At 73.4% G+C, this 15034-nt stretch carries 13 protein-coding genes; 6 read left to right on the top strand and 7 right to left on the bottom strand.

Translation table 11 applies throughout. The features are described 5' to 3' along the window. Positions 1 to 35 precede the first annotated feature (35 nt). The 4 genes from WMF26_RS22810 to WMF26_RS22795 all read left to right on the top strand — a co-directional run bounded on the left by WMF26_RS22810 (position 36) and on the right by WMF26_RS22795 (position 5377). Positions 36 to 1409, top strand: coding sequence for a tetratricopeptide repeat protein (locus tag WMF26_RS22810; protein ID WP_438002023.1), 1374 nt, complete (start codon positions 36 to 38; stop codon positions 1407 to 1409). Between the two features lie 190 nt (positions 1410 to 1599). After that, on the top strand, positions 1600 to 3132 hold the full coding sequence (locus tag WMF26_RS22805) for a serine/threonine-protein kinase (protein ID WP_438002022.1): 1533 nt from the start codon (positions 1600 to 1602) through the stop codon (positions 3130 to 3132). 62 nt (positions 3133 to 3194) lie between these two features. After that, positions 3195 to 4154: a PEGA domain-containing protein gene (locus WMF26_RS22800; RefSeq protein ID WP_438002021.1), complete on the top strand. Its 960-nt coding sequence runs from the start codon at positions 3195 to 3197 to the stop codon at positions 4152 to 4154. After that, on the top strand, positions 4154 to 5377 hold the full coding sequence (locus WMF26_RS22795; RefSeq protein ID WP_438002020.1) for a lipoprotein receptor: 1224 nt from the start codon (positions 4154 to 4156) through the stop codon (positions 5375 to 5377). The genes WMF26_RS22800 and WMF26_RS22795 overlap by 1 nt, the downstream gene beginning before the upstream one ends. 46 nt (positions 5378 to 5423) lie before the next feature. Here WMF26_RS22795 and asnB read toward each other — a convergent pair whose 3' ends face one another. The 7 genes from asnB to WMF26_RS22760 form a co-directional block, all read right to left on the bottom strand. Further along, positions 5424 to 7442: an asparagine synthase (glutamine-hydrolyzing) gene (gene asnB / locus WMF26_RS22790; protein WP_061625353.1), complete on the bottom strand. Its 2019-nt coding sequence runs from the start codon at positions 7440 to 7442 to the stop codon at positions 5424 to 5426. A 1-nt stretch (position 7443) separates the two neighbouring features. Beyond that, entirely contained in the window at positions 7444 to 9036 is a 1593-nt protein-coding gene (locus WMF26_RS22785; RefSeq protein ID WP_438002019.1) for a class I adenylate-forming enzyme family protein, read from the bottom strand. A gap of 21 nt (positions 9037 to 9057) precedes the next feature. Further along, on the bottom strand, positions 9058 to 9318 hold the full coding sequence (locus WMF26_RS22780) for an acyl carrier protein (protein ID WP_061625355.1): 261 nt from the start codon (positions 9316 to 9318) through the stop codon (positions 9058 to 9060). 384 nt (positions 9319 to 9702) lie between these two features. Then, on the bottom strand, positions 9703 to 10677 hold the full coding sequence (gene nadE, locus WMF26_RS22775) for an NAD(+) synthase (protein ID WP_438002018.1): 975 nt from the start codon (positions 10675 to 10677) through the stop codon (positions 9703 to 9705). Positions 10678 to 10904: 227 nt separating this feature from the next. Then, positions 10905 to 11870, bottom strand: coding sequence for an aspartate carbamoyltransferase catalytic subunit (locus WMF26_RS22770; RefSeq protein WP_061625357.1), 966 nt, complete (start codon positions 11868 to 11870; stop codon positions 10905 to 10907). 8 nt (positions 11871 to 11878) lie between these two features. Next, entirely contained in the window at positions 11879 to 12442 is a 564-nt protein-coding gene (gene pyrR / locus WMF26_RS22765) for a bifunctional pyr operon transcriptional regulator/uracil phosphoribosyltransferase PyrR (RefSeq protein ID WP_020736519.1), read from the bottom strand. A gap of 154 nt (positions 12443 to 12596) precedes the next feature. Beyond that, a complete protein-coding gene (locus WMF26_RS22760; protein WP_438002017.1) occupies positions 12597 to 13934 on the bottom strand; it encodes a hypothetical protein in 1338 nt (445 codons plus the stop codon). A 107-nt stretch (positions 13935 to 14041) separates the two neighbouring features. On the opposite strand from WMF26_RS22760, the gene WMF26_RS22755 reads away from it, so the two are divergent. Both WMF26_RS22755 and rpmF read left to right on the top strand, forming a co-directional pair. After that, positions 14042 to 14767, top strand: a complete 726-nt coding sequence (locus WMF26_RS22755) for a YceD family protein (protein ID WP_061625360.1) — start codon at positions 14042 to 14044, stop codon at positions 14765 to 14767. 4 nt (positions 14768 to 14771) lie between these two features. Further along, positions 14772 to 14966: a 50S ribosomal protein L32 gene (gene rpmF / locus WMF26_RS22750; RefSeq protein WP_020736516.1), complete on the top strand. Its 195-nt coding sequence runs from the start codon at positions 14772 to 14774 to the stop codon at positions 14964 to 14966. Positions 14967 to 15034: the final 68 nt, after the last annotated feature.

Raw genomic sequence — 15034 nt, 5'->3', positions numbered from 1 at the left:
TTGGTCCGCGGGGGGCCGTGGGCTAAGGTCACGCCGTGCCCTGGCTCGCCGAGCTCGCCCTGCACCTGAGCCGCGCGCTGCACCTCGCGGTCCTCGCGATCGCGCCCACGTGGCTCTCGCCCGAGCCGCTGCCGCCGTCCGCGCTCGCGCTCTCCGGCGCGCTCTCGGCGGCCGCGCTCGCGGCGGCGCTCGGCCTGTCGGCGTGGTTCGCCGCGCGGATGGACACGCGGCTCGCCAGGAACGGCGCGGCGCTCCTCTGGCTCGCGATCGCGGCGGCGCTCGCGGTCCCGCTCTATTACCGCGGGCCCCGCGCGCCGCTCGCGCAGGGGGCCGTGCTCGTCGCCGTGCCGCTGTGGGCAGCGCTCGCGACGCTCGCCGCGGCCGCGGCGGAGCAGTGGCTCGGCTCGGCCTTCAAGCACCGGCGGATGGGCGCGGCCATCGTCGTGATCGGCCTCGGCGCCGTCCAGCTGGTCGGGGCGGCGCCCCTGCTCGGGTCGCCCGAGCGGATGTGGTGGGCGGCGCTGCGCCGCGACGGCGCGCACCTGCGCGCGGTCGACGAGCTCGCGAGGCCGCTCCGCGAGCGGCGCAAGCTCGACGAGCTCGACGCGGTCGCGGCGCGCTGCCTGAAGATGCACCCCGCCGCGGCCGCGCCCGCGGCGCCGGCCACGTGCGCCTGCCTCTCGCTCCGCGCCGAGGCGAGGCTGCATTCCAGGAACGCCGTCGCCGCGCTCCGCGACGCGGAGGCGGCGCGCGAGCGATGCCCGGAGCAGAAGAGCGCGCGCGCCGCCCTGGCCGAGGCGCTCGCCGTCGCCGGCCGCCCCGAGCGCGCGCGCGCCGAGGCGCAGGCCGCGCTGGAGGACGGCGGCGATCCGTCGCGGCTCCGCTACGCGCTCGCCCTCGCGCTCCAGCGCGAGGGCCGCCTCTCGGAGGCCCGGGCCGAGGCGGAGGGCGCGATCGAGGCCGGCGCCGGCCGGAAGGCGCGGCTCCTCGCGGGCGCGCTCGCGATCCTCGCCGGGGATCTCGACGGGGCCAGGGCGCGCCTCGCGCCGCTCGCCGAGCAGGATCCCTCGGACGCCGAGGCGCTCTACAACCTCGCGCTCGTCGCCGACAAGCGCGGCGACTACAACGGCGCGCGCCAGGGCTACCTCGCCGCCCTGAAGGCCGATCCGAGGAACGCCGACGCGCGCTACAACCTCGCGCTCCTGACGTTCCGCGCGGGCATCCTCGAGGAGTCGCGCCACCACGTGCGCAAGTTCATCGACGCGTTCCCGGACGATCCGCGGGGCCAGAAGCTCGCGCAGACGACGGGCACGCCGCTCGGCGCCGCGGGCGGGGGCAGCGCGCCTCCGGCTCCGTCCGGCGCGCGGCGGCCTCCGCAGGAGCCCGCGGCGAGCTCGGGCTCGCGCTAGGCTCGCGCTTGGCTTGCGTCAGGACAGCGCGCCCGAGGCGCATCACGAAGCGCGCGCCCGATGACCCGCGCGCTTCGTGACGCGCGGCACAAGCCGCGCCCGCGGCGACGTCGTCCGGATGCGGTTTTTCACGGCGCAAACGTGACCCTGGACGGCCATCTGTGATATCCGAGAAGGTCTGGGAGGCTCCGTGACACCCGCCGCGGGGAACACCGTTGCCGATCGCTTTCGCCTGGTGCGTCCGCTCAGGCAAGGCGGGATGGGCTCGGTGTGGCTCGCTCAGCACATCGGCCTCGACATCCCGTGCGCGATCAAGTTCATGCACGCGCAGGGGGTCTCGAAGGAGGTGCGGCTCCGCTTCGAGCGGGAGGCGAAGGTCGCAGCGCAGATCCGGAGCCCCCACGTGGTGCAGATCCTTGACCACGGTGTGTGGCAAGGGACGCCGTACATCGCGATGGAGTACCTCGACGGCGAGGACCTCGACGCCCGCATCCAGCGGGTGGGGCGGCTCGACCCGTACGACACGATGGCGATCACGGCGCAGGTGGCGCGCGCGCTCACCCGGGCGCACGCGGCCGGCCTGGTCCACCGCGACCTCAAGCCGGCCAACATCTTCCTCGTCCGGGACGACGACCGCGAGATCGCCAAGGTGCTCGACTTCGGCATCGCGAAGGACAGCACGCCCCGGGTCACCTCCACGACGAAGACCGGCTCGCTCCTGGGGACCCCCGCGTACATGAGCCCGGAGCAGGCGCAGGGGACCAAGAGCATCGATCACCGCTCGGACCTCTGGTCGCTCGCCGTCGTGGTGTTCGAGTGCCTGACCGGCACGCTCCCGTTCAACAGCGAGGCGTTCGGCGATCTGCTCCTCAAGATCATGGTGAAGCCGCTGCCCGTGCCGTCGCAGCTCGCCCCGGTGCCGCCCGGCTTCGACGCCTGGTGGGCCCGCGCGGCGTCGCGCGAGCCGGAGGCCCGCTTCCAGAGCGCGAAGGAGTTCTGCGACGCGCTCGCGGTCGCCCTCGACGTCGCGAGCGACAGCTTCGAGTCGAGGACGAGCATCGTCGGCCCGCTCCGGCCGTCCGGCGAGCGCATCTCGGTGGAGCTCGGGTTCTCGCCGCGGTCGAAGGAGAGCGCCACGCTGGTCGACCCGGGGCCCGACAGCGCCGCGCCGTCGCTCGCCGACGCGGCGACGCTGGTCGCCTCGTCGGAGGCCGAGGCCGAGCGGATCTCGGCGAGCTCCGGCAGGACGGTGTCCTCGCCGGGGGAGGCGGAGGCGGCGGGCCGCCAGATGCGGTCGCACACCGCCAGCGCGCTGGTCTCGGTGGTGTCGCCCCCGGTCCGGCGGCCCATCGTGGGGCGGGCGCTCGCCGCCGCGGGGGCCTGCGCGGTCATCCTCGCCGCCGTCGCGTTCTTCGCCCTGCGCGGCGCGGGCCCCACCGCCCCGGCCCAGCCGCTCGCGCAGCCGGCGCCGCCGTCGTCGATGCCGTCGGCGCCCGGCGCGCCGCCGGGGCCCGACGCCGTGGCGTCGGCCGCCGCGCCGGCGAAGGAGCCCGAGCCGCCCGCCTCGGCGGCCGGCTCTGCCGCGCCGGCGCCCCCGACGTCGACGGCGGCGCCGCGCGGCCCGCGCGCGCCCGCGGCGCAGCCCGCTCCGGCGAGGCCGCGCGCCCCGGCGCCGGCGGGCAGCGCGCGCCGCAAGCCGAAGCCGACGGACTTCGGCATCTGAAGTTCACCGCAGCACCTCGCACACACCTCGCTCGTATGGCTCGTCGACTAGGGATCGCTTCCTTGCTGCTCGCGCTGACCTGCGCGCCCGCCGCGCTGGCGCAGGTCTCGGACGCCGATCGCGCGACGGCGCGCTCGCTCGCCGTGGAGGGCCAGGAGGCCCTCGACCGGAAGGACTTCTCCGCCGCGCTCGATCGGTTCCGCCGCGCCGACGCCATCATCCACGCCCCGACGCTGCTGCTCGGCGTCGCGCGCGCCCAGGTGGGCCTGGGCGCGTGGATCGCGGCGCAGGAGTCGTACAGCCGCATCGTCCGCGAGGGGGCGCCGGAGAAATCGCCCGAGCAGTTCTTCGAGGCGATCGCGGCGGCCCAGCGCGAGCTCGACGCGCTCGCGCCCCGGATCCCGCAGGTGCTCATCTCGGTGCGCGGGCCGGAGACCGCCGCCGTCACGATCGACGGCGAGCCCGTGCCGCGCGCCGCGCTCGGGGTCAAGCGGCCGGTCGATCCTGGCGACCACACCGTGCGCGCGGAGGCGGTGGGGTTCGCGCCGGTCGAGGCGAAGGTGACCCTGGCGGAGGGCGCGAGCGAGACCGTCGCGCTCGAGCTCAAGCCGCTCGCGCCGCCGCCCCCGCCCGCGCCGCCCCGGCCGGTCGCGCCGGCGCCCGACGCGGGCCCTGGCGCTGCTTCGGGGGGCAGCACCGGCACCGTCCTGGGGATCGCCGCGCTGGGGCTCGGCGGCGTCGGCCTCGCGGCCGGCGCGGTGGGCGGCGTGCTCGCGATCGGCAAGCACCGCGACCTCTCGGACCGCTGCCCTGCCGACCGGTGCGACCCGTCGCTCCAGGGCGACGTCGACAGCTACCATGCGATGGGCACCCTCTCGACGATCGGGTTCGCGATCGGCGCCGCGGGCGTCGGCGTCGGGACGTTTCTTCTCCTCACGGCGCCGAGCTCGCCGCAGCGCGCCGGGATATCGATCACGCCCGTGATCGGGCTCGGCTCCGCGGGAGCGAAGGGGACTTTCTGATGCGCCACGCGTTCCGGGTCGGCTTGATGCTCAGCGTTGCCGTCGCGATCGCTCCCGCATGCACGAGCTTGCTCGGGGACTTCGCGGTGGGTGAAGGGGACGGCGCGAGCTCGTCTGGCGGGTCCTCCGGCGGGTCCTCGGGGTGCGCGGCCGGCCTGGCGGACTGCGACGGCGACGGCGACTGCGAGACGCCCGTGGACGCCGACCCCCTGAACTGCGGCGCCTGCGGCTCGGTGTGCCTGGACCGCGGGACGTGCCGCGCCGGCAGCTGCAGCGGGGTCACGGAGATCGCGCGCGGGTACCCGACCCCGGACGACGCGAACGGGAGGCACCTCTTCATCTACCTGGATGAGGTCTATTGGACGGCCGGCGAGAGCGCGAACGGCAGCGTGCAGAAGGTGCCGGCCCGCGGCGGGCCGGTCACGCTCCTCGCCGACGGGCAGAACACGCCGTACGGGATCGCGGTCAACGAGCACGGCGTCTTCTGGGCCAACCTCAACGCCAAGAACATCATGTGGGTAGATCGCGAGGGAGCAGAGGACCCGAAGGAGATCTTCGACTCGAACTTCGCGACCCTCGGCGTGGCGGCGGACGACCGGGAGGTGTTCTGGTCCCAGCGCTCGGCGGGCATCGGCATGCCCGGGAGGGGGAGCCTCATCGGCCAGATCACGATGCCCGACGGATGGCCGGACGACCGGTTCCACGAGGACGAGCGCGCGTCCCCGCACCTCATCGCGCTCGACGAGGAGTTCGTGTACTGGGTCGATCGGAGCGCGCGCGGCACGGTGAACCGGACGCGGCGAAATAACGGCCAGACGGACAGGCTGGCGGACAACCAGTCGTTCCCGTACGCCATCGCCGTCGATGACGCGTTCGTCTACTGGACCAACAGCCCGCGCAGCGGCAACGCCGGCGACGCGGGAGTCGCCGTGATGCGGGCGCGGAAGGACCGCGCGGGGGCGCCGGAGGCGCTGTGGACGCCCGACGACGACGACGCGGCGCACCCGTCCCCGGACTGCATCGCCGTCGACGATGCGGAGGACGGCTTCGTCTACTGGACCGATCAGGGGACCCCCCGCGTCCTGCGCAAGCGCAAGGACGGCTCGGGGCGGCAACAGGTGCTGCACGAGGGCGGCAGCCCGCGCGGGATCGCGCTCCACGGCGGGTTCGTGTTCTGGGTGGAGGAGCAGGGCTCCGGCGGGGTGCGCAAGCGGCCCCTCTGAGGAGGGGCGCCCGGCGCCGCCTCGCCCGGGCGCCGGGCGCGCGGGATCAACCCGCGGCGTCGCGCAGCCGGTCGACGTCGACGCCGAGACGGCCCGACGTGTCGTCGGCGGCCGAGACGACCCGCGCGCCCTGGATGATGTCGCGCGCCATGAGCTGCGTGGAGAGGATGGCGCAGAACGCCATGTCGTCGGTGTTGCTCATCGACTTGCCGCCGGTCTTGCGGCACTTCGCGACCAGCGACGCGACCGGCTGCGGCTGCCAGATGCCCGCGTCCTTGATGGCGTCCGGCGACAGGCACGTCTCGACGTAGTCCGGCGACCCGCCCCCGAAGAACGGCTGCACCACGGGCGCGCGGTACGGCTGCTTCTTCCGCGCGAGGACGCCGGGCGGCAAGAGGTCGCCCATCGCGCGCTTGAGCACGTGCTTCTCGTCGAGCGTGCGGAGCTTGAGCGCGTCCGGCAGCGCGTCCGCCACGTCCATCACGTTGGGATCGAGGAACGGGAAGCGACCCTCGACCGAGTTCGCCATCATCATGCGCTCGCCCTGCGAGGAGAGCAGGTAGCCCGAGAGCAGGGTCGCGATCTCCAGGTACTGCGCGCGCGCGAGCGGCGTCCAGCGCATGAAGTCCGCGGGCAGCTGCTCCCTCAGGCGATCGGCGGCCGCGGTGTCGGCGACGCCCTCGCGCATCGCGGGGTCGAGCATCAGCTTGATGCGGCTCGTGGCGTCCCACCGCGGGCGGTGGGAGTAGAACGGGTCGCCCGTCTGCGCGAGGTTCCGCCCGAAGAAGGCCTTCGCCATCTCGACCTGCGCCACCGGCGACCGCTGCAGGTAGGGGTAGAGCCGGAGGAGGAGCTGGGGCCGGAGCTTGCTGTCCGGGTGGCGCGCCCAGAAGCGGCGGACGCGGTCCTCGCGGAAGATGTCGTAGCCGGCGAAGAACTCGTCGGCGCCCTCGCCGGTCAGCACCACGCGGTAGCCGCTCTGCCGGACGAGGCGCGCCAGGATGAACAGCGGCGCCGGGGCGGTGCGCAGGAGCGGGGCCTCGGCGTGGTAGACGACGTCCGGGAAGACGCGGGCGATGTCGGCGTCGCCGCACTGGATCGAGGCGTGCGACGTGCCGAGGTGCGCGACGGCGTCGCGCTGGTGCTCGGCCTCGTCGAACTCGCGCTCGGCGAACTCGACCGAGAACGTGCGCAGCGGCACCTCGCGGTTCGAGGCGATCAGCGCCGCGACGATGGTCGAGTCGAGGCCGCCGCTCAGGTAGCTGCCGACGGGGACGTCGGCGCGCAGGCGGATCGTCGAGCCGCCGCGGACCGCCTCGCGCACGCCCGAGACGAGCGCCGCCTCGTCGCCGACCGACCCGCGCGCGCGCTCGACGGGGAACTCGGGCCGGAAGCGGATCGAGACGCGCGGCGCCACGTCGCGATCGAGATCGAGCGTCGCCACCGAGCCCGGCGGGATCTGCTGGATGCCCTCGTACGGGGTGAGCGGGGCGACCGGCGCCCAGAACGTCAGGGCCTCGTCGAGCCCGTCGCGGGAGATCGCGCGGGGGATGGTGGGGTCCTGGAAGAGCGACTTCACCTCGCTGGCGAACCGGAGGACGCCGCGGTGGACCGTCCAGAAGAGCGGGTTGATGCCGACGCGGTCGCGCGAGAAGAAGGCGCGCCTCCGCTTCACGTCCCAGAGGACGAACGCCCACTGGCCGTTCAGCCGGTCGACCATGGCCTCGCCGTACTCGGCGTAGGCGTGGATCAGCGCCTCGGTGTCGCTCTTGGTCCGGAAGTGGTGGCCCTTCGCCGTGAGCTCCTCGCGGAGCTCGATGTAGTTGAAGATCTCGCCGTTGAAGCAGACCCAGAGCGTCTCCTCGGCGTTGGCCATCGGCTGCCAGCCGCCGTCGAGGTCGATGATCGACAGGCGGGCGTGGGCCAGCGCGACGTGGCGATCGCGGTAGATGCCGAAGCCGTCGGGGCCGCGGTGGCGGAGCGCCCGCGCCATCCTGAGGGCCAGGTCGCGGTCGGGGTTCGGCGCGTCGGAGCGTAGGTTGATCAGGCCGGCGATACCGCACATATCAGATGAGCTCGCTCTTCTTGACTTTGCCGCTCGCCGTCTTGGGGAGCGCGTCCATGAACTCGACGAACTTGGGCACGGCGACCTCGTCGAGCTCGGACCGCACCTTCTTGCGGACGTCGTCGGCCGTCACCGCGGCGCCCTCCGCCTTCACGACGGCGGCCTTCACCGCGACGCCGAGCACCTGATCCGGCACGCCGACGACCGCCGCCTCGATCACGCCCGGGACCTTGCAGATCACGGACTCGACCTCGAGGGGGCTCACCTTCTCGCCGCGGGTCTTGATGATGTCGTCCTTGCGCGCGACGAAGTAGAGGTACCGATCCTCATCCATCTTGAAGAGGTCGCCGGTGTGGAGCACGACCTCGCCCGGGAGGGGCCCCGGCCGGAGCGCGCGCGCGGTCGCGTCGGGGTTCTTCCAGTAGCCGCGCATCACGTTGGGCCCGCGCACGACGAGCTCGCCCACCTCGCCCGGCTCCGCCCGCGTGCCGTCTTCCCGCTCGATCCAGAGCTCCTCGTTCGGCATCGCGATGCCCACGGAGGACGGCCGCTCCAGCGCCAGCGACGGCGGCAGGTAGCAGACGCGCGTGCACTCGGTCTGGCCGTACATCGCGAAGAAGGAGACGTTCGGGAGGAGCTCGCGCAGGCGCAGGAGCTGCGGCGCGGGGAGCCCGTACGCGGCGTTCGTCATGTAACGGAGCGCCGAGAGGTCCGCCTTCGCGAAGTTCTTGAGCGACAGCATCGAGGCGAAGATCGTCGGCACGCCCGCGAAGCCGGTGGCGCGCTCGTCGGCCAGCTTCTGGACGATCGGCCACGGCATGGAGAAGCCCTTCTCGAGCACGACGGTCCCGCCGAACGCGTGCGTCACGAGCAGCTGGAAGAGCCCGTAGGTGTGCGACAGCGGCAGCACGCAGAGGATCACGTCGTCCGCCGTGTGCTCGAGGTACGCGCCGATCGCCGCGCTGCTGTTGCGGAGGTTCTGGTGCGTCAGCATGACGCCCTTCGACTCGCCCGTGCTGCCGCTCGTCCAGCAGAGGGTCGCGAGGTCGAGCTCGATCGCCCGGCGCTCGGGGGCCTCGCTCGGCGCGCCGGCCAGCGCCTCCTGGAAGTCGCGCGCCTCTGGCGAGGGGCCGGCCGCGGCGGCCGGGGGCGCGGCGCCGCTCAGGAACGTCGCCGCCGGCCTCGCGGCGGGCGGGAGCTCGGCCACGGCCGCGAGCCCATCGCGCATGCTGCGCGCCGCCACGAGCGCGCGCGGCTCGGCGAGCTCCATGACCTGCCCGAGGCGCCGGGGTCGCATCGCGGTGCCGAGCAGCGACGGCACCCCGTCGGCCCGGAGCGTGCCGTAGTAGGCGACGACCGCGTCCACGCCGTTGTCGAGCGCGATCATCACGCGATCGCCGCGCTGCACGCCGGACGCGCGGAAGAGGGCGGCGCAGCGGTCGGCGAGCGCGTCGAGCTCGCGGTACGTGAGCCGCCGCCCCTCGGCGACCAGCGCGACGTGGTCGGGGCGCGACGCGGCGAACGATCGCAGCGCGGAGTCGATGAGGAAGCGATCCGAGCGCGGATCGCGGCGAGCGGTGTGCTGCGTGCTCATGCGCCCCCCGGGGTGTTCGGGCTAGTTGCTGCTCTTCTTCCCGTTGACGTAGGTCACGAGGCGGGCGATCGAGCCGAAATTCTCCGGCACCATCTCCTCGTCGGCGACCTGGATGCCGAGGTCCTGCTCGAGGAACTGGACGATCTCGAGGACGGCCGTCGAGTCGAGGATTCCTTGATCGAGCAAAGGGACCTCGGCCCCCAGATCGGCGGTAGCGCCCCTGTATCCGAACGAGGCGACCAGGAAGTTGCGAATCGTCGATTCGATGCTGGAAGTGCTCATGGAGTTAACTTCTACGTCTATCACCCCCCAGGCTTACCTGTCGAGGACACTCGGAGGAGCCGAGCTCGCGTCCCAGCGCGCGTCCCAGCGCGTCGCGCGGATCGCCCGAGGGCCCTGTCCCGTCGCCGTCCGGCGCTGGCCGCCGCGGGATGGGCGCTGCCGAGGTGAGAGTCGCGACTCGCGATCTCGTCGCGAGTCCGTCGTGGTCGTGGGGCGCTCTCGCGCGAGCGCGCCCTGCCGCTCACGTCCTTGTTGGCCTTGTTGATCTCGCGCACGCTTCTCGCGCGCTGGCCGCCATGTTTCCGGTCGGTTTCGCGCCCGGAGCAGCGCCGTCGGGCGCGTGTGTCGTGGGCGTCGGGCGCGCGGCGCGAAGGGCGCGGATCGTCAGGCGTGGCTCAAACCGCGGACGAGCTGCGGCTGCGCGTGGAGGTACTGCGCCACGCGGCGCTTCGCCTCGATGTCCTTGAACACGCGCTCGACCTGCGCCGGCGTGATGCCGACGGCGGGCGCCGCCTCCGCGGCCGGTACCTTGTTGTTGTAGGCGTAGAGGCAGAGGTCCATCTTGTCGTAGGGGAGCGCGAAGTAGAACTCGTCCTGTCCCTGCGGCAGCGAGAACGTGTCCGTCGTCGGCGCGCGCCTGCGGATGTCGGCGGGGACGCCGATGTGCTCGGCGAGCGCGTAGACCTGGCTCTTGTACAGGTGCGCGATCGGCTTGAAATCCGCGGCGCCGTCGCCCTGCTTCACGAAGAAGCCCTGATCGTACTCGAGCAGGTTCGGCGTGCCGGCGACGGCGTAATTGAGCCTGTCCGCGTGGTAGTACTCCATCATCTTGCGGATGCGCTGCTTGAAGTTCGTCGCGGCGACGAGCTGCAGGTACGCGTTCAGCGGCATCCGCTTCACCCGCGGCTCCTCGCCGGGCGGCTGCGCCGTCAGCTGCGAGACGTTCAGCCGGTCGCTCTCGAGGATCGAGGGCAGGGTGATCTTGAACTTCCAGCTCTCGGTATAGTCCGGGTAGACCATCCGGATCGCCTCGTCCTGCCGCTCGTAGCAGCGGAGGCCGGTGAGCGCGGGCTTGATGTTCTCGATGACCGACTCGATGCCGAGGTGCTCGGCGAGCATCTTGCCGAGCCGGAGCGCGTCGTCCGAGGTGTCGCGCTCGGGCATGAAGATGCCGAGCACCTTGTCCTTGCCGAGCGCGCGGGCGCACAGCGTCGAGACGACGGAGCTGTCGATCCCGCCCGAGATCCCGACCACGGCCCCGCGCCGCCGCAGCGTACCGAATACCTGATCCCGGATGGCCTGCTCGATCTCTTGCGCTACCGCCGGGGCATCGATCTTGAGGACGTCTCGCGAAAACATGGTTGGCATCCACCCTTTCAAAAAGATGGACCAGCGTATTCAAACGCGGCGCGGCAGGGAACCCCGTTCGCCGCGGGCCGCCGCAAGCCCGCGCGGCCACGAGGGAACGGCACGAGGGGACAGCGCGTCCGCCCCCGGCGCGCCGCTCCCTCCCGTCCGCTCGTGATGGTTCGGGCGCGCGGCCTGCTCGCCGCGCTCTGACGCTGACGCCGGCCGCGCGGACGGCGTCAGACCGCGGGCCGCGGCTCGCCGGTCGCGGAGAACTCGTTGGCCTCCGCGGCCAGGACCCAGAGCACCGCCATCCTGACCGCGACGCCGGCCTCGACCTGGTCGAGGATGACGCTCTGCTGCCCGTCCGCGACGCGCGGATCGATCTCCACGCCGCGGTTCATCGGCCCCGGGTGCATCACGATCGCGTCCGGCTTGGCGAGCGCGAGCCGGGCCGGGCTCAGCCCGAAGGTGCGGCTGTACTCGCGCGTGCTGGGCAGGAAGCTGCCGCTCAGCCGCTCGCGCTGCACCCGCAGCATCATCACCACGTCGGCGCCCTCGAGGGCGGGCTCGATCCGGTCGTAGATCGTCGCGCCGAGCGACTCGCCCGCGACCGGCAGGAGCGTGCGCGGCCCGGCGAACCGGACCCGCGCGCCCATCGTCGTGAGCAGGTGCGCGTTCGAGCGGGCCACGCGGCTGTGGACGATGTCGCCGCAGATGGCGACCTCCAGCCCCTCCAGCCGCCCCTTGGCGCGGCGGATCGTGAACGCGTCGAGCAGCGCCTGCGTCGGGTGCTCGTGCGTGCCGTCGCCCGCGTTGACGACCGCGGCGCGCGTGCGCTCGGCGATGTGGTGCGGCGCGCCCGACGCGCTGTGCCGGATGACGAGGACGTCGGGCTGCATCGCCTGGAGGTTCTGCACCGTGTCGAGCAGCGACTCCCCCTTGACGGCGCTCGAGGTGGAGACGCTGATGTTGATCACATCGGCGCTGAGCCGCTTGCCCGCGAGCTCGAACGACGTCCGCGTGCGCGTCGAGGGCTCGTAGAACAGGTTCACGACCGTCTTGCCGCGGAGCGTGGGCACCTTGCGGACGCTCCGCCGGGAGACGTCGAAGAGCGACTCGGCGGCGTCCAGGAGGGCCACGATCTCGGGGCGCGTCAGCCCCTCGATGCCGAGCAGGTGTCGGTGCGGGTAAATCCTCCTCATGCGCTCGCTTACGTTCCTTCCGGGGGAGAGGGGGGCTCCGAGATCTTGGCGCCGGCGGCGGTGACGAGAGCCCAGAGCTCGCCAGCGCGCTCCACCACGTCGACGCGCTGCCCGGGGGCGAGCTCGACCGCGCGGACGATGTAGTCGGGGTGAATCGGCAGCTCCCGGCCGCCGCGATCGACGAGCGCGACGAGCTCGATCCGCTGCGGCCGCCCGTAGTCGAGCACCGCGTCGAGCGCCGCGCGGATGGTGCGGCCGGTGTAGATCACGTCGTCGATCAGCACGATGCGCCGGCCGTCGACGGGGAAGGTGATGTGGCTGGGGCCGATGCGCGGGTTCGGCAGGGCGGTCGCGGCGTCGTCGCGGTAGAGCGTGATGTCGACGGCGCCGACCGGCGGCGCCTGCCCCTCGATCTCGAGGAGCAGCGCGGCGAGCCGCTTGGCGAGCGGCTCGCCGCCCCGCCGGATCCCGATGAGCGCCAGATCGTCCACGCCGCGGCCGCGCTCGGCGATCTGGAGCGCGATGCGCCGCAGGCCGCGCCCGATGGCGGCCGGGTCGAGCAGAGCTTCCATGGCGCGGCGAGGGCTAGCACAGCGAGCGCCCTGCACCCAAGGCCCGCGTGCGCCGCCCGCCGGATCGCCCGCTCGCCCGCGGGGGCGCGCTGCCGTCGGGCCCTCGCGCGGCGGCGGGGACGAACGGCGCGGCGCCGCGGCGGCGCCGGCGCGGTCAATCCGGCTGGTGGAGGACGCGCTGGGTGCGCTCGAGGAAATAGAACCGCTCGAAGCCCGCGCGCTGGAACGTGAGCGCGCCGAACGCGTTCACGGCGATCGCGGCCGCGCCGAGGGCGTAGAACGGCGCGCCGAAGCGGCGGCCGCCGACGGCGATCATGGCGAAGAGGAACGGCGCGAAGTCGTTGGAGAAGCGGTAGCCGAACTGGATCCAGCCGCTGTTCTGGTAGAAGAGGCTCGGCAGCGCGACCGCGGCCGCCGTGGCGGCGAGCGCCCAGAACACGGGCGGCGTGCGCCGGGGCCAGAGCGCCCACGCGTAGATCGGCGTCGTCACCCAGAGCGCGAGGCCGTGCGCGTTGATCTGGAAGGGCGCGCCCTGCGCGTGGGTGTACGGCAAGCTCGTGAGCACCACCGCGAGGTTGCGCGGCAGGTAGTGGTACGAGAAGAGCCCCCACTTCTCGATCCGCGCGCGCCAGGCGATGTGGAGGTACCGGTGCCCGAACTCTGCCGCGTCGCCGAACCGCGCGTGGTTGTGCCAGAGCAGCGCGGCGAGGACGAGCGCCGCCGGCGCGGCGAACAGGGCGAGCCGGCGGGCGAGGGCGCGCGGATCCGAGCGGCCGACGCGGAGCGCCTCGCAGAGGAACAGCGGCAGGGCGAAGCCGAGCGGCGTGCGGGTCGCGAAGCCGAGGCCCAGGGCGAGGCCCGCGGCGAGCGGGTGGGCGGCGTCGAGCGCGCAGTACAGGTAGATGCACGCGAGCGCCACGCCGACGACGTGCGCCGCGAACCACACCGTCCCTTGCACGGCGCTGAACCAGTAGACGCTCCCGAACGCGAAGAGCAGCGCGAGCGCGGCGTTCTCGACCTGCGTGCGGCGGCTGCGCCGCGACGCCGAGAGCCTCTCGAGCGCGAGGAAGAGGACGGCCGGGCCGACGCCGGCGAACGCCAGGAAGAACTGCCCGTCGCGCACGCGCTCGGCGCTGCCCGCGAGCTTCACGAGCGGCGCGATGAGGACGGCGGGGAAGGGGGGAAAGCTGACGTAGGTGCGATCGCCGAACACGGCGAAGTCGTTGCCGCCCGCGTACGCCGGCGGCGGACCGCCGAGGTCGAGGCGGCCGTCGAGCCACGCCTCGGCCAGCAGTGCGTAGTGGTTGAAGGGCGTGTGGACCGCGAAGAGCTCGCGCGAGGCGCTGGCGCCGTACACGAGCGTCACCAGCGCGTAGAGGGCGAGCGCGATCGCCGCGCGCCGGCTCGCCCGCGGGGCCCCTCCCGAAGGCTCCGGTCGCTCGCCGGCGGCGCCCGCGGGGGGGATCTCGGGCGTGGCGGCGCTGCGGTCCATGCGGGGGCGACGCTACCACGCGGCCCCGCCGAGGCGGCGGCTCGCGCTCGGTCTTGCGAGCCAACGCACCCCGCGCTAAACGCTCCGCTTTCACTGGCCCGGAACCCATGTCCCAGATCGCCGTCTCCGCCAATGACATCGACATCTCCGGCCTCTCGCTGGACATGCCGCTGCCCGCCGACTGGCTGAGCGCAGAGCTCGCCGACGCCGACGTCGCCGGGCGCGCGCCCGGCCACCTCACCGCCCGCCTCTCCCGCACGGGGAACGAGATCGTCGTGCGCGGCCGCGTCAAGGCGCCGGTCGCCACGCCGTGCGCGCGGTGCCTGTCGCCCGCCGCGCTGGACATCGACGCCGAGCTCTCGCTCCTCTTGCGTCCGGCGCCGAAGGCCGAGGCCCACGGGCACGGCCACCGGCGGGACGACGGGGGCCGCAACGGGGCGGCGAAGGCGGGGGCCAAGGCCAAGGAGCCCGAGTACGAGTTCACGGCCGAGGAGGCCGACGTCGACACGTACGACGGCGAGACGGTGGTGCTCGATCCGTTTATCCGGGAAGCCATTCTCCTCGAGATGCCGAACTTCCCCTTGTGCTCCGAGGCTTGCCCGGGTATCGGTCCTGCCGCGTCCCGAGAGGACCGCGAAGGCGGCTCCTCGACCCTCGCCGGCGGGGCGGCGGAGGAGGACGAGGCTCCAGGCCTCGACCCGCGGCTCGCGCCGCTCAGCGCGCTCCGAGAGAAGCTTGGACAGAAGCCCGGCGGCTCTGACCGGCGCGCGCAACCTGCCTCGACCTCCCCGGCCAAGGCCGGGACACCGAAGAAGAAGACCAAGAAGGAGTAGCTCCGTGGCCGTCCCCAAGAGGAAAACCACCCCCAGCAAGCGCGACATGCGGCGCGCCAACCACGACAAGGTGACCCCCGTCCAGCTCGTCTCTTGCGAGAACTGCGGGGAAGCCCGGCTCCCGCACCGCGCCTGTGGCGCCTGCGGGCACTACAACGGGCGCAAGGCGAAGGCGACCAAGGCGACCGCGGCCACATGACCGGGGCGGGTGCGCGGACGCCGGGGCGCGCGATCGCTGCGCCCGCGCACCCGGGCGCGGCGCTGAAC

It is taken from the genome of Sorangium sp. So ce185 (assembly GCF_051526825.1).
Lineage (GTDB): Bacteria > Myxococcota_A > Polyangia > Polyangiales > Polyangiaceae > Sorangium > Sorangium cellulosum_D.
This window is presented reverse-complemented; position numbering and strand designations above follow the sequence as displayed.